The sequence below is a fragment of the Sphingosinicella microcystinivorans genome (assembly GCF_027941835.1).
Taxonomy (GTDB): domain Bacteria; phylum Pseudomonadota; class Alphaproteobacteria; order Sphingomonadales; family Sphingomonadaceae; genus Sphingosinicella.
This window is the reverse complement of sequence record NZ_CP116005.1, coordinates 4,010,043-4,030,447: the sequence shown is the minus strand read 5'-3', so window position 1 is coordinate 4,030,447 and position 20,405 is coordinate 4,010,043. Positions and strand designations below refer to the sequence as shown.

Genomic DNA, 20,405 nt, shown 5'->3' with positions numbered 1-20,405 from the left:
GCGGGCCGCAGGGGGAGTGACGTTGAGGGAAAAGTTCATGCAGTCTAGGATCATGCTCGCCGGAATCGCTGTCGCCATCGCCACGGCGTCGAGCGTCGCCTATTGCAAGACGGCGGAGCCCCGCATCGCGCCGCTTTCGATGCAGTTGACGCGTAGCGGCGAAGCGCTCCTCAATGACCGCAAGGCGCAGGCCGCGATCGACCAGTTCGAAACCGCGCTCGCCGTCGATCCCAAGAACACGCGCGCCTACATCGGCATCGCGCGCTCCTACGACATGCTCGGCCTGCCGGGCCGTGCCGTGAAGTTCTACCGCGAGGCGCTGGCCATCGATCCCAACGACCTGACCGCGCTCTCGGAGCAGGGCGAGGCGTACATGGCGCGCGGCGCCGTCGCGCTGGCGAAGGACAATCTGGAGCGCATCCGCAAGCTCTGTCAGGGCGAGTGCCAGAGCGCGGTGACGCTCGCGGCCGCGATCGAGAAGGGTCCGCCCGCGACCGTGACGGCGGCCGCCGAAAAGGCCCCGACGCCCAAGATCAACTAGGCGCGGCCCAGCAGCGGGCGAGCGCCACGAACTCGTCGACCGAGAGCGTTTCCGCGCGCCGCGCACCGTCGATGCCGCTCGCCGCGAGCGCTTCGAGGCCGCCCGGCAGCGCCTTGAGGCTGGCGCGCAGCATCTTGCGGCGCTGGCCGAACGCCGCCGCCGTCACTCGCTCGATGGCCGAGACAGGCACACCTTCCGGCGCTTCGGCGGGCACGATGTGGACCACCGCCGAATCCACCTTGGGCGGTGGGATGAACGCGCGAGGCGGCAGCGACAGCGCGATGCGCGGCCGCGAGCGCCACTGCGCGAGGACGGAGAGGCGCCCGTAGGCATCCGTGCCCGGCGCCGCGACGATGCGCTCGGCGACCTCCTTCTGGAACATCAGGCTGAGGCTCCGCCACCACGGCGGCCACGGGTCGGTGGTGAGCCAGCGGACGAGAAGCGCGGTGCCGACGTTGTAGGGCAGGTTCGCGACGATGTGCGCGGGCGCGCCGAGCAGCGCGGGCTCGTCGATCCGCATCGCGTCGCCTTCGATGACCGTGAGCCGCCCATCCGCTGCCTCGCCGAGTTCGGCGAGCGCCGGCAGGCAGCGGATGTCCATCTCCACCGCCGTGACCTCGGCGCCCGCGCGCAGCAGTGCCCGGGTAAGGCCGCCGGGGCCCGGCCCGACCTCGTAGACACGCGCGCCGGAGAACGGCCCCGGAACACGCGCGATCTTGTCGAGAAGGTTGGAATCGAACAGGAAATTCTGGCCGAACGCCTTTTTCGCCGTCAGCCCGTGCTGCGCGATCACCTCGCGCAGCGGTGGCAGCGCGGCGAGGCCGGGCGGTAAACCGTCAGTCAATCGCGCGGTGCACGGCGCATTCGTGCGCCGTCCTGATCGCGGCCGCCATCGCGCGGTGGCTCGCGATCCCTTTTCCGGCGATATCGAACGCCGTGCCGTGGTCGGGCGCCGTGCGCACGATCGGCAGGCCCAGCGTCAGGTTCACGCCCTCGTCGAAGTGCAGGGTCTTCAGCGGCACCAGCGCCTGGTCGTGATACATGCAGAGCGCGGCGTCATAGCTCTTGCGGGCATGTTCGTGGAACATCGCATCGGCGGAAAGCGGCCCGAACGCGTCGATGCCCTCGGCGCGCAGCTCCGCGATCGCAGGGGCGATCACGTCGATCTCCTCGCGGCCGAGGAGTCCGCTCTCGCCCGCGTGCGGGTTCAGCCCGGCAACGGCGAGGCGCGGGTTCTCGATGCCGAAATTGCGCGTCAGCCCCTTCGCCGCCGCGCGCCCGCGGCTGACGATGAGGTCGGTGGTGAGCCGCTGCGGCACATCGGCGAGCGCCACGTGGATGGTGACGGGCACGGTGCGCAGCGTCGGGCCGACGAGCATCATCGCGAGGTTCGCCGCGAACACGCCGCAGCGCTCGCCGACGAATTCCGTCTGCCCCGGGTGCGTGAAGCCGATCGCCTGAAGCTGCGCCTTGGAGACGGGCCCCGTGACGAGCGCGCCCGCCGCGCCGCTGCGGGTGAGCCCGGTCGCGATCTCGAGCGCGTCGAGCGCGCAGCGCGCGCCGATCAGCGTCGGCCTGCCGGGCTGCACCACCTCGCTGTCGGCGACCTCGATCAGCGGCAGCGCGTCGCAGCAGCCGCCGACATCGTCGGGATGCTCGATCTGGCAGACGGGACCTTTCCAGACGCCCGCGAGCGAGTCGCGGTTGCCGATCCCGAAGAAGGGCGGAAGACCGAGCGTTTCGCGCAGTTCCCAGCACCGCCCGATGATCTCCGGGCCGATACCGGCGGGGTCGCCGAGCGTGACGGCGATCGGTTGGATCATCGGTCCCCGATCACCGGTAGTCGATAACGGCGTCGCGGCGAAGGTCGCGCAGGTAGCGGCGCGCCGCCATCGCGACCTTGCTCTCTTCCATCTGCGCGTAGAGCTGGTCGAACGAGGGCGCGCCGGCGTCGGGCGGGTCCTCGCGGCCGCAGAGCACGAGCACGCGGATGCCGTCCTCGCGCGTGCCGAAGGGCGGCGTGCTCTGGCCGATCTGCATCGGCTCCATGATCTCCTGAAGCTGCGGCGGCAGGTCGCCGAGCCGGACCTGATCGTTGGCGACGACATTGCCCCCGAAGCTCTCGGCGAGCGCCTCGGCGCCGCCGCAGCCGCCCATGCCCTGCGTGCCCGCCTGCAACCGCTGCACGATGCCCGCGGCCTGCTGCTGCGTCACGTCCGCGGGCAGCGGCACGGTGATCTGCTTCACGGCGAGCACCGCGTCCTTGGGATCGGCGGCGAGCACCTGACGCTTGTCGACGAGCGCGATGATCGCGAAGCCGCCGGGAATCTGGATGGGGTTGGAGACGTCGCCGCGCGGCAGGCTCTCCACCACCGGGGCCAGCTCGGGCGAAAGCTGCGCCGGGCGTACCCAGCCGAGATCGCCGCCGACCGCCGCCGTCGAGGCTTCGGAGAACTGCCGCGCATAGGCGATGAACGAGCCGCCCTGCCGCACCTGATCGACGATGCGCTGTGCGTTCTCGCGGACCTGCTCGGCGTTTTCCGCCGTCGCGGTCAGGAAGATCTCGGCGATGCGGAACTCCTCGGTGCCCTTGGCGGCATTGAGACGGTCGATCAGCGCCTGCACCTCGTCGTCGCCGACGTTCACGAACGGCTCGACGCGGCGGCGCAGCAGGCGGCTCCATGCAAGCTCGGCGTGGATCTGCTGCTTCAGCGAGGTCTGCGACGTGCCGCGCGCCTTCAGGAACTCGTCGAACTGGTCGCTGCTCATGCGGAAGTTGGAGGCGACGCGCGTGAACGCCTGGTCGACCTCGTCCTGCGCGATCCTCACTTCCTGCGCGGTCGCTTCCTGGATCTGGAGCTTCTCGTCGATGAGGTTGCGCAGCACCTGAAGCCGAAGGCGCGTGCGTTCGTCGTCGGACACCTGCCCCTGATTGGCGGCAAGCACCAGATTGAGACGCTGGTCGATGTCGGTGTCGGTGATGACGTCGCCGTTGACGATCGCAGTCGCCTTGCGAACGGTCGGGTCGACAGGCTGGCCGAGAATCTCGATTTCGGGATCGGTGAGGCCGGCGAGCGGCGAATTCTGGGCCAGTGTTGACCCTGCAGCAAGAACTGCGACACCGGCACCAAGCCAGCGCAGCGTCGAAAACCTCATCAATCTCTCCCCCGTCCCGGCGGTGCCGAAGCGGTCTTGTAGCCTCTCAGGTCATGCCGCCTAGCACGCGCGGACATGAATGTCAGCGTATCGTTTACGCTTGCGGTGCCAGCTAATCCCCTGCGGCTGAACAGCCGATTAGCGGCCGAGGTTCTTGAGGCTGATCGAGAACAGGAAGGCGTTGCCGCGTCGGAAATCGCGGTCCTCAACGTAGTCGCGCCGCCACGTGACGCCGAACTCGAAGCATTCGTCCTGATAGGCGATGCCGAGCCTGTGACGCACCATCTCGAAACCGTCCGAGGTGTTGAGCGGGTCTTCGGCGCGCGAGGTGAGATCGACGATCACCGAGCCGATCACCGACCAGTAGCGCGCGAAGCTGATGCGCCCGCCCGCGCGCACCTCCTCGCGGTCCTCGAGGTCCTCGATGCCGATGTCCCGGTCCAGCTTCACGTAGCCGACCGTCGCGTAGGTGCGCTTGTTGCCCACCGTCACGTCGACCTCGTTGCGGCGCAGCTTCAGGCTGGTCTTGTCGAGGCGGAAGCGGTGCGTGAGGTCGAAGCCGCTGCCGATGCGCAGCGTGTTGCGGCCCACGAAGTCGGAGAAGTTGCCGGAAAGGCCGGTCCCCGGCGGAAACGCGCCCGGCGTATTGTCGAAGCGGTAGCTCTGGCCGAACTCGCTTTCGATCCGCCAGCGCGGGCGGTCGAGCCGCCACGTCGCGCCATAGGTCACGCGCTGCCCGCCTTCCCAGCGGTCCGCGCCCGGGAAGCGGTTCAGGTCGAAGAGGTTGGTGTCGTCGAGGTCGACGGCGCGCGAATCCTCGTTCGGGATATGGTCGTTCACGTCGCTCGGCGAGACGGAGAATTGTACGCGCGGCGTCAGCGTCTGCGTGCCGCCGAACGCGGGGCCGGCCAGCGGCCATTCGATGTCGAGTGCGGCGGCGGGCAGGATGCGGCCCTCCCAGCCGTCGCGCCCGGCGTAGATCGGAAGCTCGGCGAAGGCGCTGTCGGTGACGTGGTAGATGTCGCCGCGGATGAGGCCGGTCGCCGTCACGCGCTGTCCCCACGGCGTAATGGCGCTGCGCTTCCATTCGGCCGAGGCGGAGGCGCGCTGCGTGTCCATGCCGTCGGTGCGGGTGATCGCCGCCGTGTCCGCCGCCATCTTCAGCCGCCCGCCGCCGATCGTCTCGCTCGGCGACCACATGTAGCTCATCAGCGGCAGCGCGATCGGCGTCAGGCCCGCCACGTCCGTCTGCCGCAGGCCCTGGAACGCCCAGCCTTCGACCGCGAAGTAGCTTTCCACGCCGAAGCGCTCGATCTGGTAGAAATTCCGCAGCGTGTCGTCGCGGGAGATGTCGTAGCGGCGCAGGAAGGTATCGTCGGTGGCGAGACGGATGCCGAACGTCGAGCGCCAGTTGCGGCCGTGCTGAAGGCGGCCGTTGCCGTAGACATAGCCGCGGAACTGCTTGTTGGGGATGCCGGTGCCTGCGGGGTCCGGGAAATCGAGTTCCGACGAATAGGTGCCGATGCCGCCGAAGCGCAGCGGCCCGGACGCGGTCTGGTGCCGGTATTCGACGGAAAGCGCCGGGTTGACCTCGGTGTAGACGATCGGCGCGATCGTCAGGTCGTTGCTCTCGGAGAAGCTCAGGAAATACGGCAGCTCGACCGAGACGCCGAGCGAGCGGTCGATGGTGACGGAGGGGACGAGGATGCCGGTCGCATTGCGGCCCGGCCCGTCGGGGTGAGACAGGCTCGGCGTGTAGAAGATCGGGATGCCGAGGAATTCGAGGCTGGCGTCCTTGTAGTAGACGCGCTTGCGGTCGGGGTCGTGGCGCACGCGCAGCGCCTTCACCTGCCACAGCGGCTCCTTGGGGCAGCCGTCCACGCCGATGATGTCGCACGGCGAATAGACCGCGCGGTTCACCGTGGTGCGCCCGGCCTCGCGTCGGCCGTCGTGGGCGGCGAGGCGCCCGCCGTCCTGGAGCACGAGCAGGATGTTCTCCACCGCGCCGTCGCGCAGCGATTCGTCGAGTTCGACGCGCTCGCCGAAGGCCTCGTTGCCGTCGGGGTCGATCACCTTCACCGCGCCGCGCGCCTCGACCTTGCCGGTCTTGCGGTCGTATTCGACCTCGTTCGCGGTGAGGCGGTAGCCGTCGCGCGTGACGACGACGTTGCCGCGTGCCGTCACGAGCTGCGTGTCGTCGTCGTATTCCATCGTGTCCGCGGCGAACTCGATCGCGTCGCCCGGTTTCAGCACAGGGCCCGCGTCCGCCGGGGCGGACGCGCCTTCCGTCTGCGCCAGCGCGGGCGCGGCGAATCCCGCAAGCGCGGTGGACAGCAGAAAGACGGCAAGGCGACGGGACAAGAAAGCGCTCTCCGAACAGGCGGACAGCGCCTCTTACCCGCGGCGTGCCCGCGGCGGCAAGCAGCGGGCTTCGATACGCCGTGAATTGCGGTCCGCCTGCCGGGCGGCTAGAACGCCCGGACCGCTTTTTCTTCCAGGAGAGTTCATCCGATGCGCATCGAGTTCGGGGTTACGTCGCACACGCCGGGCACTGCCCTTGTGGTTTTCGCGGCGAAGGACGCGGTGCTTTCGGGAGCGGCGCAGACACTGGATGCAGCGCTTGGCGGCGCTCTCGCCAATGCCGTGAAGACGGCGCGGTTCGAGGGCGATGCCGCGCAGATCGCCGAGCTGCTGGCGCCTTCGGGCACGGACGCCTCGCGCGTTCTCGTGATCGGCACGGGCAAGCCCGGTCATGCCGACGCCGCCGTGTTCGAGCGGATCGGCGGCGCGCTTGCCGCGCGGCTGCTGACCTCGGGCGAGACGAAAGCCACGGTCGATTTCGGCGGTCTCAGCGATCTCGCGCTCGATACGCCGAAGGCGGCCGCGCACCTCGCGCTCGGCGCGTCGCTCCGCGCATGGCGGTTCGACAAGTACCGGACAAAGCTGCCCGAGAAGCAGAAGCCGACGCTCGGCGAGATCGCGATTGCCAACGCGGGCAGCGCCGGGCAGGAATGGGCGCGGCTGGAGCCGCTCGTCGAGGCCGTCGGCTTCGCGCGCAGCCTCGTCAGCGAGCCCGCGAACGTCATCTATCCCGAAAGTTTCGTCGAACGCTGCCGTCCGCTCGCCGATCTCGGCATCAAGATCGAGGTGCTCGACGAAAGCGAGATGCGCGCCGCGGGCATGGGGGCGCTGCTCGGCGTCGCGCAGGGCTCGGCGAAGCCGCCGCGCCTGCTCGTCATGGAATGGGACGGGACGAACGGCAAGGCGAAGACCTCCACCGTGTTCGTCGGCAAGGGCGTCACCTTCGACACCGGCGGCATCTCGATCAAGCCCGCCGCGGGCATGGAGGACATGAAGTGGGACATGGGCGGCGCGGGCGCCGTCGCGGGCGCGATGAAGGCGCTTGCGCTCCGCCGCGCCAAGGCGCGCGTCGTCGGCATCTGCGGCCTCGTCGAGAACATGCCGGACGGCAATGCCCAGCGCCCCGGCGATGTGGTGACGACGATGTCCGGCCAGACCGTCGAGGTCATCAACACCGACGCCGAGGGGCGGCTGGTGCTGTGCGACGCGATCACATGGGCGCAGAAGCGCTTCAACCCCGAGGTCGTCGTCGACCTCGCGACGCTCACCGGCGCGATGATCATCAGCCTCGGCCACGAATATGCGGGCATCTTCTCGAACAGCGACGAGCTTGCCAAGCAGCTCGTCAGCGCGGGCATCGCGACCGGCGACAAGCTGTGGCGCTTCCCGCTCGGCAGCGCTTACGACAAGCTGATCGACTCGCCGATCGCCGACATCAAGAACGTCGGCCCGCGCGATGCCGGCTCGATCACCGCCGCGCAGTTCATTGGGCGCTTCGTGAACGATGGCGTCCGGTGGGCGCATCTCGACATCGCGGGCATGGTCTGGGCGTCGAAGCCCGGCAACACGTGGGAGAAAGGCGCGACCGGCTACGGCGTGCGCCTGCTCGACCGCTTCGTCGAGGACACGCTGGAAGCGTGAACGCCACCGCGCCAACCTCCCCTTTAACGCCGGTCGGCTTCTATCACTGCACGCGCTCGCGCCCGTTCGACGTCGTGCCCGTTCTCGCGGGCAAGGCGATCGAGGCCGGGCACCGCGTGCTCGTCCACTCGTCGGACGGCGGCGAACTGGATGCGCTGGACAGCTACCTCTGGACTTACGACCCCGGCAGCTTCCTGCCGCACGGGCGCGACAATCCGGCGGCGCAGCCCGTGCTGCTCGCGGACGATTTCACGCCCGCGAACGGCGCCGACCTGCTCATCTCGCTCGGCGGTAAGCTGCCCGGCGACCCGGCCGCGTTCGCGCGCGTGCTCTACCTGTTCGACGGCAACGACGCGAACTCGCTCGCCGCTGCCCGTGCCCACTGGCGCGCGCTGAAAGCACGCGAGGGTGTCGAGCCGGTCTACTGGACGCAGGGCGAGAAGGGCGGCTGGCAGAAGGCGGGGTAAGGGCGGCTTGCAATCGTGACCGCGCCCGGATATTGGGCGCGCGACTTCCTGAAACCCTACATCACGCCCTATCTGGAGACCCGTCATGGCGCTGCAGCGTACCTTTTCGATCATCAAGCCCGACGCCACGCGTCGCAACCTGACGGGCGCCGTCACCAGGATGCTGGAGGAAGCCGGTCTCCGCGTCGTCGCGTCCAAGCGCATCCACATGACGAAGGAACAGGCCGAGGGCTTCTACGGCGTGCACCGCGAGCGCCCGTTTTTCGGCGATCTCGTCGCGTTCATGACCTCGGGTCCGGTCGTCGTGCAGGTTCTCGAAGGTGAGGACGCCGTCGCGAAGAACCGCGAGGTGATGGGCGCCACCAACCCGGCGAACGCCGACGAGGGCACGATCCGCAAGGCGTTCGCGGAATCGATCGAGGCGAACTCGGTGCACGGCTCCGACAGCCTCGAGAACGCCAGGATCGAGATCGACTTCTTCTTCAAGCCCGAAGAAATCGTCGGCTAAGGCCGGAACTGTCGAGACGGTCGGCGGTATCGCCCGCCCGCCACGCTTTCGCGGCAGATAAAGGTCAGTCCCTCGCCACGCGGAAACCCGCGCGTCCACCGCGGCCGGCGGCGGCGGGCTTGAAGCGGGCGGCCGCACGCAGCGCCTGGGGCCCGAAGCCCCACGACCCGCCGCGCATCACGCGCAGGGCGCAGTCCCCGCTTTCCCATGCCTTGCCGTCGTCGGGCGCGCCCTCATAACCGGCGTTCCAGCAGTCCTGCGTCCACTCCACCACGTTCCCGGCCATGTCGTACAGGCCGAAGCCGTTGGCCGGGTAGCTGCCTGCGGGCGCCGTGAAGACATGGCCGTCGCTGCACGAGGCGGTGACGAAGTTGTCGAAGCGCGATTCCAGGTCGGCATCGGCGTAGTTGGCGTGGCCGCAGCCTCCGTCCGGGTCCGTGCCCCAAGGCCAGGGGGTCGTCGTTCCGGCGCGGTTGGCGTACTCGAACTCGCTCTCGCTCGGCAGCCGATAGGCTTGGCCGGTTTCCCGTCGCAGCCATTCCACGTAGGCCTGCGCGTCGTTCCAACTCACGCACGCCACCGGGTGGCTATCATCCTGCGCCATGCCTGCATTGTGCCAATTCGTCCCCGCCGACCAGCCGAACGCGCCGTTGCCGCTGTGGGTGAAACAGCCTTCGGCATCACCTTGGCCATGCACCGCCACGTTGCGTTCGGCATCGGTGCGATACCCCGTCGCCTCCACGAACTTGCGGTACTCGCCGCGCGTCACTTCGTACTTGCCCAGCGCGAACGGTCCGATGCTTACCTCGCGCAGCGGGCCTTCGTCGTCGCTGCGGCCGCTCTCGTCGGCCGGGCTTCCTTGCACGAAGCGGCCGCCGGGCAACGCCATCATCGCCGGTCCCTCGCCGCCGGACCCGAGCGGGTCGCGAAACGCCTGGTCAGCAGCGGCGGACCGCAGCCCTGCGTCTCCCCGTGTCGGCATCAGGCAGGTCACGAGCAGCAGCGCCGTCGCAAGGGTGGGTTGGATCGGGTTCGGTCTCGTCGGCATTCACTGGACCAAGGTTTGAGGCTTCCACAACCTGTCGAGTTCGGCGAGGCCGTCCCCACGGACGGCCTCGCGTCGCAGCATCCCGCGAAGCTTGACCGTGCGGCCGAGCACGACGCGCGGCTCGATGCGGTAGGCGACGTCGTAGATCGCCGTCTCGACGCGGGTTCCGTCCGCGCCCACGCAGCGGCTGCTGATCGCCACCGGCACGCGGCCCTCCCGTACGTCCTTGCCGATCGCCTTCAGCAGCGGCTTTTCGAACCACGCCGTTTCGATGCGGTGTTCCAGAACGGTCGATTGCGGCTCGACGCCGAGTGCGCTCGGGAAACGGATTTCCGTGCCTTGCAGCGCGCAGTCCGCCGCTTTGAATTCAAGGCCGGAGCCGCCGCCGCTGACGGCGATCAGGCCGATCTCGTGTTTTGGTACGGGCGCGCTCACGCGTTCCAGCCGTTCCGTTTCCGCATCCTTGCGGCCGATATAGTTGTTGAGCAGCGTCAGCGCCGAAACCACGAGCGCGAGTATGGCGATCATCTCGCCGAGCGACAGGCGTCGGCGGTATTTCCCGTGCGTTTCCGCCGGATCAGAAGACATCGGCGAGCTTCCTCGGCGCGGACAGGCGCCAGCTTTTCACCAGCCAGTCGTTCACATGCTCCCAGTCCGGCTCGCCCCGGTCGAGACGGATGCCGATCCAGCCGTAGGGGCCGAGGTAGGGCGGCCGGTAGTAGAGGTCGGGGTCGGCCTCGATCAGCATGGCCTGCTCTTCGAGGCCGCTCGTCTTCACCAGCAGCGCGGTGATGCCGCAGCCGTGGTGGTCGTCGCTGAAATAGGCGAAGAACTTGCCCTTCTCCACGTAGAAGCCGGGTGCGCCGTGCGACAGTTTCTCGGCGGCGGCGGGCAGGGCGAGCGCCCGCCGGCGCACGTTTTCAAGCAGGATTTCCGGATCGGAGGACATCGGCGGCACATTTCGCAAGCGCTGCGGGATACAGGCGATGTTCCTCTTTCAGAACGCGCTCTGCAAGCGTTTCCGGCGTGTCGTGGGCAAGGATCGGCACGCGCGCCTGCGCCACCACGGGGCCGTCGTCGAGTTCCGGCGTCACGATGTGCACCGAACAGCCCGCTTCGCCGTCCCCGGCCGCGATGGCGCGGGCGTGCGTGTCGAGGCCCTTGTACCTGGGCAGCAGCGACGGGTGGATGTTGAGGATGCGCCCTGCCCAGCTTTCCACGAACTCCGGCGACAGCAGCCGCATGTAGCCCGCGAGCGCGATCATCTGCACGTTCGCCGCGCGCATCGCCGCGTCGACCAGCCTGTCGAACTCGGCGCGCTTCATGCCGCGATGGTCGTGTGCCCAGACGGCCACGCCGCGTTCGTCCGCGAAGGCGAGGCCGGGGGCTGCCGGGTTGTTGGAGGCGACGAGCACCACCTCGTAGGGGCAGTCGGGCGCCTCGGCGGCGGCAAGGATGGAGGCCATGTTGCTGCCGCGCCCGGAGATCATCACCCCGACGCGGAGTTTAGGCGACATGCACGGCTTCCCACGCCTCGCGGCTGCCCCATGTCTCGGCGTCGCCGGTGACGGTGCAGCCGGTCTCGCCTTCGTCGATGGCGCCGATGATGTAGACGGTTTCCCCCGCGGCGGCGAGCGCGCCGAGCGTGGCTTCGACGTCAGCCGGAGCCACCACGACGACCATGCCTATGCCGCAGTTGAACGTGCGCGCCATTTCCGCCGCGGCGATATGGCCTTCGTGCTGGAGCCATGCGAACGCCGGGGGCAGCGCCCACGCGCCCGTGTCGATGCGGGCGTGCGCGCCCTTCGGCAGCACGCGCGGCACGTTCTCCAGCAGTCCGCCGCCGGTGATGTGCGCGAGTGCCTTGATGCGGCCCGCGCGGATTTCCGGGAGCAGCGGCTTCACGTAGATACGCGTCGGCGCGAGCAGCGCCTCGCCGAGTGTCCGGCCCGCGTCGAACGGGGCAGGAGTGTCCAGCCCGTGGCCCTTGTCCGCCACGATGCGGCGCACGAGCGAGTAGCCGTTCGAATGGAAACCGGAGGAGGCGATGCCGAGCAGCACGTCGCCGTGCGCGACGCGCTCGCCGGTGAGCTGCTGCCCGCGCTCGACCGCGCCCACGGAGAAGCCCGCGAGGTCGTAGTCGCCCGCGCCGTACATGCCTGGCATCTCGGCGGTCTCGCCGCCGATGAGCGCGCAGCCCGCGATGCGGCAGCCTTCGGCGATGCCTGCGACCACGGCGGAGGCGACGCCCTGCTCCAGCTTGCCTGTCGCGAAATAGTCGAGGAAAAACAGGGGTTCGGCGCCCTGCACGACGAGGTCGTTCACGCACATGGCGACGAGGTCGATGCCGACCGTGCCGTGCCTGCCGGTGTCGATGGCGAGTTTCAGCTTGGTACCGACGCCGTCCGTTGCCGCGACCAGTAGCGGGTCGTTGAAGCCCGCCGCCTTGGGGTCAAAGAACGCGCCGAAGCCGCCGATCTCGGCGTCCGCGCCGGGGCGCGCCGTGGCCTTCACCAGCGCGGAGATGGCTTTCACGAAGGTGTTTCCGGCCGCGATGGAGACGCCCGCGTCGGCGTAGCTGTAGGATTTGCCCGTCATGGCGCCCGGCCATAGCGCCGAAGCGCGAAATATTCGACTCCCAATTCGCGCCGTGTTTGGCATAGAGGCGCCGTGACCTTCAAACGCAAGCTCAACGGATGGATGGCGGCCGTGGTCGCGGCACTCGCGGCGGCCGTCGCCGTGCCGCTGCTGGCGCAGGACGCGGCCCCCGAGACCGAAGCGCCGGCCGAGGCGCCCGCCGCGGGCGGCAGCGCCTTCCTCGTCGGCGACATCGACGTGGACGTGGTTGCGGGCTCGGCGGAAGCCGCGCGCGTCGCCGCGTTCCGAGAGGCAGCGCGGCAGGCGTGGCCGCAGCTTTATGCGCGGATGACGGGCGTTGCCGCCTCGGGCGCGCCGAAGCTGCCGGACAGCGCCATCGAGGCGATGGTGAGCGGCGTCGAGGTGCAGGAAGAGCATTTCTCGGACAAGCGCTATGTCGGCAAGCTCGGCGTCGTGTTCGACCGCGTGCGCGCCGGGGAGCGGCTTCCCGCGAACGCGCGCGTGCTGCAATCCGCGCCGATGCTGCTGCTGCCGGTGCTCGCGGACGGCGGTGTCACCTCGGTCTACGAGGGTCGCTCGCCGTGGCTACAGGCATGGTCGCGCTTCGGCACGGATTCCAGTCCCATCTCCTACGTGCGTGCGGGCGGCAATGCGTCGGACGCGCTGCTGCTGACCGGCTGGCAGGCGCGGCGCGACAACCGCGGCCTGTGGCGCTCGATCCTGTCGCGCTATGGCGCCGAGAACCTGCTGGTGGCGGAGGCGCATCTCGACCGCACCTATCCGGGCGGGCCGATCGTCGCCACCTTCCTTGCCCGCCACGGCCCGGATTCGGAGGTGCTGACGCGCTTCCGCCTGCGCGCGGGTGCGGCGGGCGAGCTCGACGCCATGCTCGACACCGCCGTGCGCCGCATCGACGCCGCCTATGCGCGGGCGCTCCAGTCCGGCGTGTTGCGCGCCGACCCGACGCTGACGCTGTCCATCGAGCCGGTCGACGTGTCGCCGGTGCTCGATCCGGCGGAGGCGCTGGGGTCGATGGGAACCACGGTGAGCGTCGCGACCCCCGACCCGGCGAGCTGGAACACGATCGAGGCCTCGCTCCGGTCGGTGCCGGAGGTGGACGGGCTCACGCTGCTCGGTCTCTCGATCGGCGGCATGTCGCAGGTGCGCATCAATCATGCGGTCGATTATCCCATGCTCCGCTACGCGCTCGACCAGCGCGGCTGGCGCCTCGACGGCAGCCGGCTTCGCCGCCGGGCGGAAGGCGAGGCGCCGCTGCCGCGTCCCATCGTGGCGCTGCCGGCGCTCCCGCTCGCGGACGACGGCGTCACCGAGAGCGACGGGCCGCGCGACCTGATGCCGCCCGCGAACGGCGACGAGCGGTGATCGACGGCGCCGTCCTCGGCGGTCGGCGGCGAATCCCGATCCGCTGGATTCTCGTCGCTGCGATCATCCTGTGGTTCGCCTATGCCACGCGCGGCGTGCTCGGGCCGTTCATCGCGGGGCTCGTCATCGCCTACCTGCTCGACCCCGTGGCGGACCGGCTGGAAGCGCGCGGCGTGCCGCGCTGGGCGGCCGCGATGCTGATCCTGATCGGCTTCTTCGGCGTGTTCGCGCTGCTCATCCTCGCGATGGCGCCGCTCGTGGTCGCGCAGTTCCAGCAGCTTGTGCAGAACCTGCCGCAACTCATTCAGTCCCTTGGGCCTTTGGTGGAGCGACTTTCCGATGCGGCCGGCGACGTCGTGGCGCTGGAAACCTTCACCAACGACCTGATGCACCGCGCCGCGGCGTGGCTCAGCACCCTCGCCACCGGCATTCTGAGCCGCGGCCTCGCGGTCTTCAACCTGCTGGCGCTGTTCGTGATGATGCCCGTCGTCGCCTTCTATGCGCTGCGCGACTACGACGTGCTGACGGCGCGGATCAACGCGTGGTGGCCGCCCCGCTACGCTGGGACGATCCGCCGCCTGCTCGGCGAATCGGACGCGGCGCTCGCGGGTTTCGTGCGCGGCCAGTCGCTCGTCTGCCTGTCGCTTGCCATCTTCTATTCGGTCGGCTGGAGCCTCCTTGGCCTCAACTACGCGCTCGTGCTCGGCACGCTCGCGGGCGTGCTCGGCTTCGTGCCTTATCTCGGCGTCGTCGTCTCGGTCGGGCTCGGTCTCCTCGTCGGCCTCGGCCAGTGGGGGCCGGACGTGCTGCACCTCGGCCTCATCCTCGTCATCTTCTTCGTCGGCCAGATCCTCGAAAGCACGGTGCTGACGCCGAACCTCATCGGCAACCGCATCGGCCTGCATCCGCTGTGGGTGCTGTTCGCCGTGTTCGCGGGCGGCGAGCTTCTGGGCATCCTCGGCGTGTTCCTCGCGGTGCCCGTGGCGGCGGTTCTCGGCGTCGTCATGCGCTGGCTGCTCGGCGAATATCTGAAAAGCCCGCTGTTCATGGACGAGGACGAGCCGCCTCCAGAGGACGTGACCGTTTCCGCATGAGCCAGTTCGCGCTGCCGCTCGAATACCGGTCGGCCGACGGGGAAGCAGATTTCTACATCTCCGGGGCCAACGCCGCCGCGGTCGCCATGCTCGACCGCTGGGCGGACTGGCCGTCGCGGACGCTGATCGTCGTCGGTCCCGAAGGCTCGGGGAAGAGCCATTTGCTGCGGCTGTTCGCCGGGCGGCGGCCTGGCGCGGCGCGCATCTTCGACGATGCCGACGCGCCCGGCCGCGACGAAACCGCGATGTTCCACGCCTGGAACGCCGCGCAAGGGAGCGGCCCGGCGCTGCTCGTCGCGGCGCGGACACCGCCCGGCGAATGGGACGTGCGGCTGCCGGACCTGCGCTCCCGCCTCGCCGCGGCCGGAATCGTCCGGATCGACGCCCCGGACGACGTCCTGCTCGCAGAAATCGTTGCAAAATCTTTTCGCGAACGTGGCCTGCGCGTTTCACCAATTGTCATAGAGTATATGGTACAACGGATCGAACGCAGCTTTGCCGCTGCCGCATCCGCTGTCGCCGCGATCGACGCCGCCGCCCTTGCGGGGCAACGCGCCGTGACCGTGCCGCTGGTGCGCGAGGCGCTGCGGTTGGGTGATACGGTGGACGGAAACGAAAGTGGCGAAGCGAAATAGTATCAAGCCTGTAGGGAACGGTAACGCACGGTATTTCAATCGCGAGCTGTCGTGGCTGGCCTTCAACGCCCGCGTGCTCGAAGAGGCCGAGAATCCCCGCCACCCGCTGCTCGAACGCCTGAGGTTCCTGTCGATCTCCGGCGCCAATCTCGACGAGTTCTACATGGTCCGCGTGGCGGGCCTGCACGGGCAGGTGGAGGAGGGCGTCGAGCTTCTCAGCCCCGACGGCGCCACCCCCGCGCAGCAGCTCGCCGCCGTCACGGCGCGCGCCGATGCGCTGATGCGGCAGCAGCAGAACGTCTGGCGCGCGCTCTCCGACGAGCTTGCCGGCGCGGGTTTCCAGGTCCTGAAAGGCCCCGAGCTTTCCCCCGAGGACGAAAGCTGGCTGGAGACCTATTTCCGCGAGCAGATATTCCCGGTGCTGACGCCGCAGGCGATCGACCCGGCGCACCCGTTCCCGTTCATCCCCAACCGCGGCCTCGCGCTGACGATGGAGCTGAAGCGCAGATCGGACGGCGAGGAGCTGCTCGCGCTGGTGATGATGCCCGCACCGCTCGCCCGCTTCGTGCGGCTGCCGGGGCCGCAGGCGCGCTACATTGCGCTTGAGGACGTCGTGCGCATCTTCGCGGACGACCTGTTCCCCAACTTCAGGATCATCGGCGACGGCGTGTTCCGCGTCATCCGCGACAGCGACATCGAGGTGGAGGAGGAGGCCGAGGACCTCGTGCGCTTCTTCCAGACCGCGATCAAGCGCCGCCGCCGCGGCCGTGTCATCCGCCTGAAGATCGAGGACGGCACGCCGCCGCGCCTCCACCAGATGGTCCAGCAGGCGCTCCACATCGACGACCGCGACGTCACCCCCGTCTCCGGCATCATCGGCATCGCCGACCTCGCCCAGCTCGTCGAGGAGGACCGCCCGGACCTCAAGTTCGAGCCCTACACGCCGCGCTTCCCGGAGCGCATCCGCGAGTACGGCGGCGATTGCTTCGCGGCGATCCGCGCCAAGGACATCGTCGTCCATCACCCCTACGAGAGCTTCGACGTCGTGCTCGCCTTCCTCAGGCAGGCGGCGGCGGACCCGGACGTGGTGGCGATCAAGCAGACGCTCTACCGCGCGGGCAAGCAGTCCGCCGTGGTCCGCGCGCTCGTCGATGCGGCGGAGGCGGGCAAGTCCGTCACGGCGGTCGTGGAACTCAAGGCCCGCTTCGACGAGGAGCAGAACCTCGTGTGGGCGGCGGCGCTGGAGCGCGCGGGCGTGCAGGTCGTCTACGGCTTCATCGACTGGAAGACGCACGCCAAGATCTCGCTCGTCGTGCGCCGCGAGAACGGCTCGCTGCGCACCTACTGCCACCTCGGCACCGGCAATTATCACCCGGTCACGGCGCGCATCTACACCGACCTCAGCTTCTTCACCGCCGATCCGAAGCTCGGCCGCGACGCCGCGCAGATCTTCAACTACGTGACGAGCTACGTGGAGCCGCGCGGGCTCGAAGCCATGACCATCTCGCCGAGCGGGATGCGCCAGAAGCTCACCGCGCTCATCGACGCGGAGATCGCGAACGCGGAAGGCGGCCGGCCGAGCGGCATCTGGGCGAAGATGAACTCGCTCGTCGATCCGGCGATCATCGACAAGCTCTACGAGGCGAGCGCCGCGGGCGTTCCCATCGAGCTCGTGATCCGCGGCATCTGCTGCCTGCGTCCCGGCGTGCGCGGGCTTTCGGAGAACATCCGCGTCCGCTCCATCGTCGGGCGCTTCCTCGAGCACAGCCGCATCGTCGCCTTCGCGAACGGCAGCGCGCTGCCCTCGCGCAAGGCGCTGCTGTTCACCTCGTCGGCGGACTGGATGCCGCGCAACTTCGACCGCCGCGTCGAGCTGCTCGTTCCCATCGAGAACGCCACCGTGCACGCGCAGATTCTCGATCAGGTGATGCTCGCCAATCTCAAGGACACCGAGCAGTCGTGGGAACTGCATCCGGACGGGACCTATGAGCGCATCGCCTCGGCGGGCGAGCCGTTCAACCTGCACCGCTATTTCATGACGAATCCGTCGCTTTCCGGCCGCGGCGCGGCCATCAAGGCCGCCGCCCCCGTGCCCCGTCTCTACCTTTCGGACCCCGACGCGGGCCTTTCGGCGGCCGCTGCCGAATAGACCCGCCGAATAGACTCGGGGCAAGCCAGCCGTTATTGCCGGGCGCATTGCGGCGACAGGGCGCGACGACAGGGGCAAGCGAATGGCGCTGAGCACGAAGAATGAGCGCCGCCGGGCCGGGGACATTCCGGTCAGCGCCGTCATCGACATCGGCTCGAACTCGATTCGCCTCGTCGCTTTTCGCGGCGACCGGCGCACGCCGCTGGTGCTGTTCAACGAGAAGGTGATGGCCGGGCTGGGGCGCGGCGTCGCCGACACCGGCGCCATCACGCCCGAGGGGCTTGAGACCGCGCGCGTGGCGCTCACCCGCTTCCGCCTGCTGTGCGACGACATGAATGTCGTCCGGCTCTACGCCTTCGCGACGGCCGCGGTGCGCGACGCGCGGAACCGCGACGCCTTCCTCGACATGGCGCGGAGGCGCTGCGCGCTCGACGTGCGCGTGCTGAGCGGCGCGGAGGAAGCCCGGCTTGCCGCCTACGGCGTCATCGCCGGCATCCCGAACGCGGACGGCGTTGTCGGCGATCTCGGCGGCGGCAGCCTCGAGCTGGTGCGCGTCAGGAAGGGCAAGCCGCACAGCCATTTGTCGCTGCCCATCGGCGCGCTGAAGCTCGATGCGGCGCGCAAGGCGGGCGGGCGGTCGCTCGGCAGGCTGGTGAAGAAGGCGCTCGGCGAGGTGAAGTGGGCGGCGGACGGGAAGGGGCTGCCCTTCTACATGGTCGGCGGCTCGTGGCGCGCGCTCGCGCAGCTCCACATGCACCTCGCCGACTACCCGCTGCCGGTCGTGCACCAGTATGCGATGGATGTCGCCGCCATTGATCACATGGCGCGCGCGCTGCCCAACCTCAGCCCGAAGCGCCTGCGCGCGATTCCGCGCCTGTCCTCGGCGCGCATCCCGCAGCTTCCGGGCGCCGCGCTGCTGCTGCGCTCGGTCGTGAAGCGGCTCGGCAGCGGCGGCGTCATCGCCTCGTCCTACGGCATTCGCGAGGGCATCCTCTACGCGGACCTGCCGAAGGACGTTCAGCGCGAGGACCCGCTCATCTCGGCCGCCCGGCAGGAGGGCGCCATACAGGGCCGTTTCCCGCTGCACGCCGAGGCGCTGATGGAATGGATGAACGGCATGTTCACGCCGGAGATGCCGCACCATACGCGTCTGCGCCTCGTCGCCTGCGTGCTCGCCGACACGGCGTGGCGCGCGCACCCGGATTTCCGCGCGGAGCGGGGGCTGGAGCTTGCGCTGCACGGCAACTGGGTCGGCATCGACGGGCGCGAGCGCGCGCTGCTCGGCGCGGCGCTTTTCGCGGCTTACGGCGGGTCCGCGAACGACCCGGCGATTGCCGATCTGCCCCGTCTCGCGGCCCGCGAGGAACTGGCGCGCGCGTTCAAGTGGGGGCTTGCGCTGCGGCTCGGCCAGCGGCTCACGGCGGGCACGGCAAGGCCGCTCGAAAAGAGCCGCATCTACCGCGAGAACGGCCGCCTCGTGCTGACGCTGACGCCGCGCTACCAGCCGCTCTATGCCGAGGTCGTGGCGCGCCGCCACGAGGCGCTCGCGGCGGCGATGGGCCTGTCCGCGGTCTTCGCGGTGGAGAAGGCCTGACAGGCCTTTCGCGTCCTGTTCGCCCGGCGCCTCCCGGTGCCTCTCGGCGTCAGGTGAGTTCGGTCATCCTCAGCTTGCCGTTCTGCACGGCGAAGCTCAGCCGCCCCTCGACGAGTGCGAGCGCGTCGCGGCCGAACACCTCGAAACGCCAGCCGTTCAGCAGCGGCAGCCCGTCGCGGACACCGGCCGCGAGCGCTTCGAGGTGATCCGCCTTTCCGATGAGTTTCGGTGCGACATCAGCCTCCTTGCAGCAGATCTTCAGAAGCAGCTTCAGGAGGTCGGCGACGAGCACGGCATCGGAGCCGAGGCGCGGCTTGCCCGCGTCGCGCTCCGGCATCTCGCTTTCGGGAAGCGGCACGGCGGCGGCCACCGCCTCCATCAGCCGCGCGCCCATGTCGTTCGTCGTCCACGTCTTCGAAAGCCCGCGCACGCGCCCCAGCGCCTCCTGATCGCCGGGCGGATGCGCGGCGAGATCGGCGAGCGTCTCGTCCTTCACGATGCGCCCGCGCGGCAGGTCGCGGCGCTGCGCCTCGATCTCGCGCCACGCGGCCAGCGCCTTCAGGCGGCCGAGCGCATCGGCCTTGCGGCTCGGCAGGCGGATGCGCTGCCACGCCGTCCACGGGTCGTTGACGTAGTTCTCCGGCGCCGTCAGCCGCGCCATCTCCTCGTCGAGCCATTCGCCGCGCCCGGTCTTCTTGAGGCGGCCGAGCAGCTTGGGGAAAAGCTGGATGAGGTGGGTGACGTCGCCGATCGCGTAGTCGAGCTGGCGCTTGTCGAGCGGCCGCCGCGCCCAGTCGGTGAACCGCGCGCCCTTGTCGAGGTGCGCGCCGGTGAACGAGGCGACGAGGTTGATGTAGCTGACCTGCTCGCCCATGCCGAGCGCCATCGCCGCCACCTGTGTGTCGAACACGGGCGAGGGGGTCTTGCCGGTCATGTTGTGGATGATCTCGATGTCCTGCCCGCCCGCATGGAAGATCTTCAGCACCTCGGCCTCGACCAGCAGCGCCAGCAGCGGCGCGAGATCGAGCCCGCTCGCCTTCGGGTCCACGGCGGCGGCCTCGTCGGGCGAGGCGAGCTGGATCAGGCAGAGGTCGGCCCAGTAGGTGTTCTCGCGCATGAACTCGGTGTCGACGGCGATGTAGTCGGCGGTGGCGAGGCGGGCACAGAAGGCGGCGAGCGTCTCCGTATCGGTAATCAGCGGATGGATTTTCATGGACGGTTCTATTAGGG

Annotated in this window: 19 protein-coding genes; 9 read left to right on the top strand and 10 right to left on the bottom strand. The window is 69.3% G+C overall.

Translation table 11 applies throughout. From position 1 onward, the window contains the following. Window positions 1-37 precede the first annotated feature (37 nt). Entirely contained in the window at window positions 38-541 is a 504-nt protein-coding gene (locus PE061_RS19465) for a tetratricopeptide repeat protein (RefSeq protein WP_271256862.1), read from the top strand. On the opposite strand, the gene rsmA is transcribed toward PE061_RS19465, so the two are convergent. From rsmA to PE061_RS19445, 4 genes are all read right to left on the bottom strand, one after another. Beyond that, on the bottom strand, window positions 534-1,385 hold the full coding sequence (gene rsmA / locus PE061_RS19460; RefSeq protein ID WP_271256861.1) for a 16S rRNA (adenine(1518)-N(6)/adenine(1519)-N(6))-dimethyltransferase RsmA: 852 nt from the start codon (window positions 1,383-1,385) through the stop codon (window positions 534-536). The two genes, PE061_RS19465 and rsmA, sit on opposite strands and share 8 nt — an antisense overlap. Continuing rightward, entirely contained in the window at window positions 1,378-2,364 is a 987-nt protein-coding gene (gene pdxA / locus PE061_RS19455) for a 4-hydroxythreonine-4-phosphate dehydrogenase PdxA (RefSeq protein ID WP_271256860.1), read from the bottom strand. The genes rsmA and pdxA overlap by 8 nt, the downstream gene beginning before the upstream one ends. A 10-nt stretch (window positions 2,365-2,374) precedes the next feature. Next, window positions 2,375-3,697 (bottom strand): peptidylprolyl isomerase, encoded by a 1,323-nt coding sequence (locus PE061_RS19450; protein WP_271256859.1) that lies wholly within the window; start codon window positions 3,695-3,697, stop codon window positions 2,375-2,377. Window positions 3,698-3,835: 138 nt separating this feature from the next. Next, window positions 3,836-6,058: an LPS-assembly protein LptD gene (locus PE061_RS19445; RefSeq protein WP_271256858.1), complete on the bottom strand. Its 2,223-nt coding sequence runs from the start codon at window positions 6,056-6,058 to the stop codon at window positions 3,836-3,838. A gap of 150 nt (window positions 6,059-6,208) precedes the next feature. Here PE061_RS19445 and PE061_RS19440 point away from each other — a divergent pair, with 150 nt between their 5' ends. The 3 genes from PE061_RS19440 (at window position 6,209) to ndk (ending at window position 8,674) form a co-directional block, all read left to right on the top strand. Then, window positions 6,209-7,699, top strand: a complete 1,491-nt coding sequence (locus PE061_RS19440) for a leucyl aminopeptidase (protein WP_271256857.1) — start codon at window positions 6,209-6,211, stop codon at window positions 7,697-7,699. After that, window positions 7,696-8,166, top strand: coding sequence for a DNA polymerase III subunit chi (locus tag PE061_RS19435; RefSeq protein ID WP_271256856.1), 471 nt, complete (start codon window positions 7,696-7,698; stop codon window positions 8,164-8,166). The genes PE061_RS19440 and PE061_RS19435 overlap by 4 nt, the downstream gene beginning before the upstream one ends. An 85-nt stretch (window positions 8,167-8,251) precedes the next feature. After that, entirely contained in the window at window positions 8,252-8,674 is a 423-nt protein-coding gene (gene ndk, locus PE061_RS19430) for a nucleoside-diphosphate kinase (RefSeq protein ID WP_271256855.1), read from the top strand. Window positions 8,675-8,738: 64 nt separating this feature from the next. Here ndk and PE061_RS19425 read toward each other — a convergent pair whose 3' ends face one another. The 5 genes from PE061_RS19425 to purM are packed head-to-tail and all read right to left on the bottom strand — an operon-like array spanning window position 8,739 to window position 12,320. Next, complete coding sequence (locus PE061_RS19425) at window positions 8,739-9,722, bottom strand: formylglycine-generating enzyme family protein (protein ID WP_271256854.1); 984 nt, start codon at window positions 9,720-9,722, stop codon at window positions 8,739-8,741. Continuing rightward, on the bottom strand, window positions 9,723-10,310 hold the full coding sequence (locus tag PE061_RS19420; RefSeq protein WP_271256853.1) for a hypothetical protein: 588 nt from the start codon (window positions 10,308-10,310) through the stop codon (window positions 9,723-9,725). After that, on the bottom strand, window positions 10,300-10,671 hold the full coding sequence (locus PE061_RS21700) for an MmcQ/YjbR family DNA-binding protein (protein ID WP_336297008.1): 372 nt from the start codon (window positions 10,669-10,671) through the stop codon (window positions 10,300-10,302). The genes PE061_RS19420 and PE061_RS21700 overlap by 11 nt, the downstream gene beginning before the upstream one ends. After that, entirely contained in the window at window positions 10,643-11,239 is a 597-nt protein-coding gene (gene purN / locus PE061_RS21695; protein ID WP_336297007.1) for a phosphoribosylglycinamide formyltransferase, read from the bottom strand. Before purN ends, PE061_RS21700 begins: the two co-directional genes overlap by 29 nt. Continuing rightward, window positions 11,229-12,320 carry a phosphoribosylformylglycinamidine cyclo-ligase gene (purM, locus tag PE061_RS19410; protein ID WP_271256852.1) on the bottom strand — a complete coding sequence of 364 codons (1,092 nt, stop codon included), beginning with the start codon at window positions 12,318-12,320 and terminating at the stop codon, window positions 11,229-11,231. Before purM ends, purN begins: the two co-directional genes overlap by 11 nt. A 72-nt stretch (window positions 12,321-12,392) precedes the next feature. Between purM and PE061_RS19405 the strand changes: the two genes are divergently transcribed. From PE061_RS19405 to PE061_RS19385, 5 genes are all read left to right on the top strand, one after another. Next, window positions 12,393-13,703 carry a heavy-metal-associated domain-containing protein gene (locus PE061_RS19405; protein ID WP_271256851.1) on the top strand — a complete coding sequence of 437 codons (1,311 nt, stop codon included), beginning with the start codon at window positions 12,393-12,395 and terminating at the stop codon, window positions 13,701-13,703. Further along, the gene (locus tag PE061_RS19400) at window positions 13,700-14,797 is read left to right on the top strand and encodes an AI-2E family transporter (protein WP_271256850.1); all 1,098 of its coding nucleotides are present in this window, start codon (window positions 13,700-13,702) and stop codon (window positions 14,795-14,797) included. The genes PE061_RS19405 and PE061_RS19400 overlap by 4 nt, the downstream gene beginning before the upstream one ends. Next, window positions 14,794-15,432, top strand: a complete 639-nt coding sequence (locus PE061_RS19395; RefSeq protein WP_271256849.1) for an HdaA/DnaA family protein — start codon at window positions 14,794-14,796, stop codon at window positions 15,430-15,432. Before PE061_RS19400 ends, PE061_RS19395 begins: the two co-directional genes overlap by 4 nt. Continuing rightward, on the top strand, window positions 15,416-17,581 hold the full coding sequence (locus PE061_RS19390) for an RNA degradosome polyphosphate kinase (protein ID WP_271256848.1): 2,166 nt from the start codon (window positions 15,416-15,418) through the stop codon (window positions 17,579-17,581). The genes PE061_RS19395 and PE061_RS19390 overlap by 17 nt, the downstream gene beginning before the upstream one ends. Window positions 17,582-17,663: 82 nt before the next feature. Continuing rightward, the gene (locus PE061_RS19385) at window positions 17,664-19,175 is read left to right on the top strand and encodes a Ppx/GppA family phosphatase (protein WP_271256847.1); all 1,512 of its coding nucleotides are present in this window, start codon (window positions 17,664-17,666) and stop codon (window positions 19,173-19,175) included. Between the two features lie 49 nt (window positions 19,176-19,224). Here PE061_RS19385 and rnd read toward each other — a convergent pair whose 3' ends face one another. Beyond that, the gene (gene rnd, locus PE061_RS19380) at window positions 19,225-20,388 is read right to left on the bottom strand and encodes a ribonuclease D (protein WP_271256846.1); all 1,164 of its coding nucleotides are present in this window, start codon (window positions 20,386-20,388) and stop codon (window positions 19,225-19,227) included. Window positions 20,389-20,405: the final 17 nt, after the last annotated feature.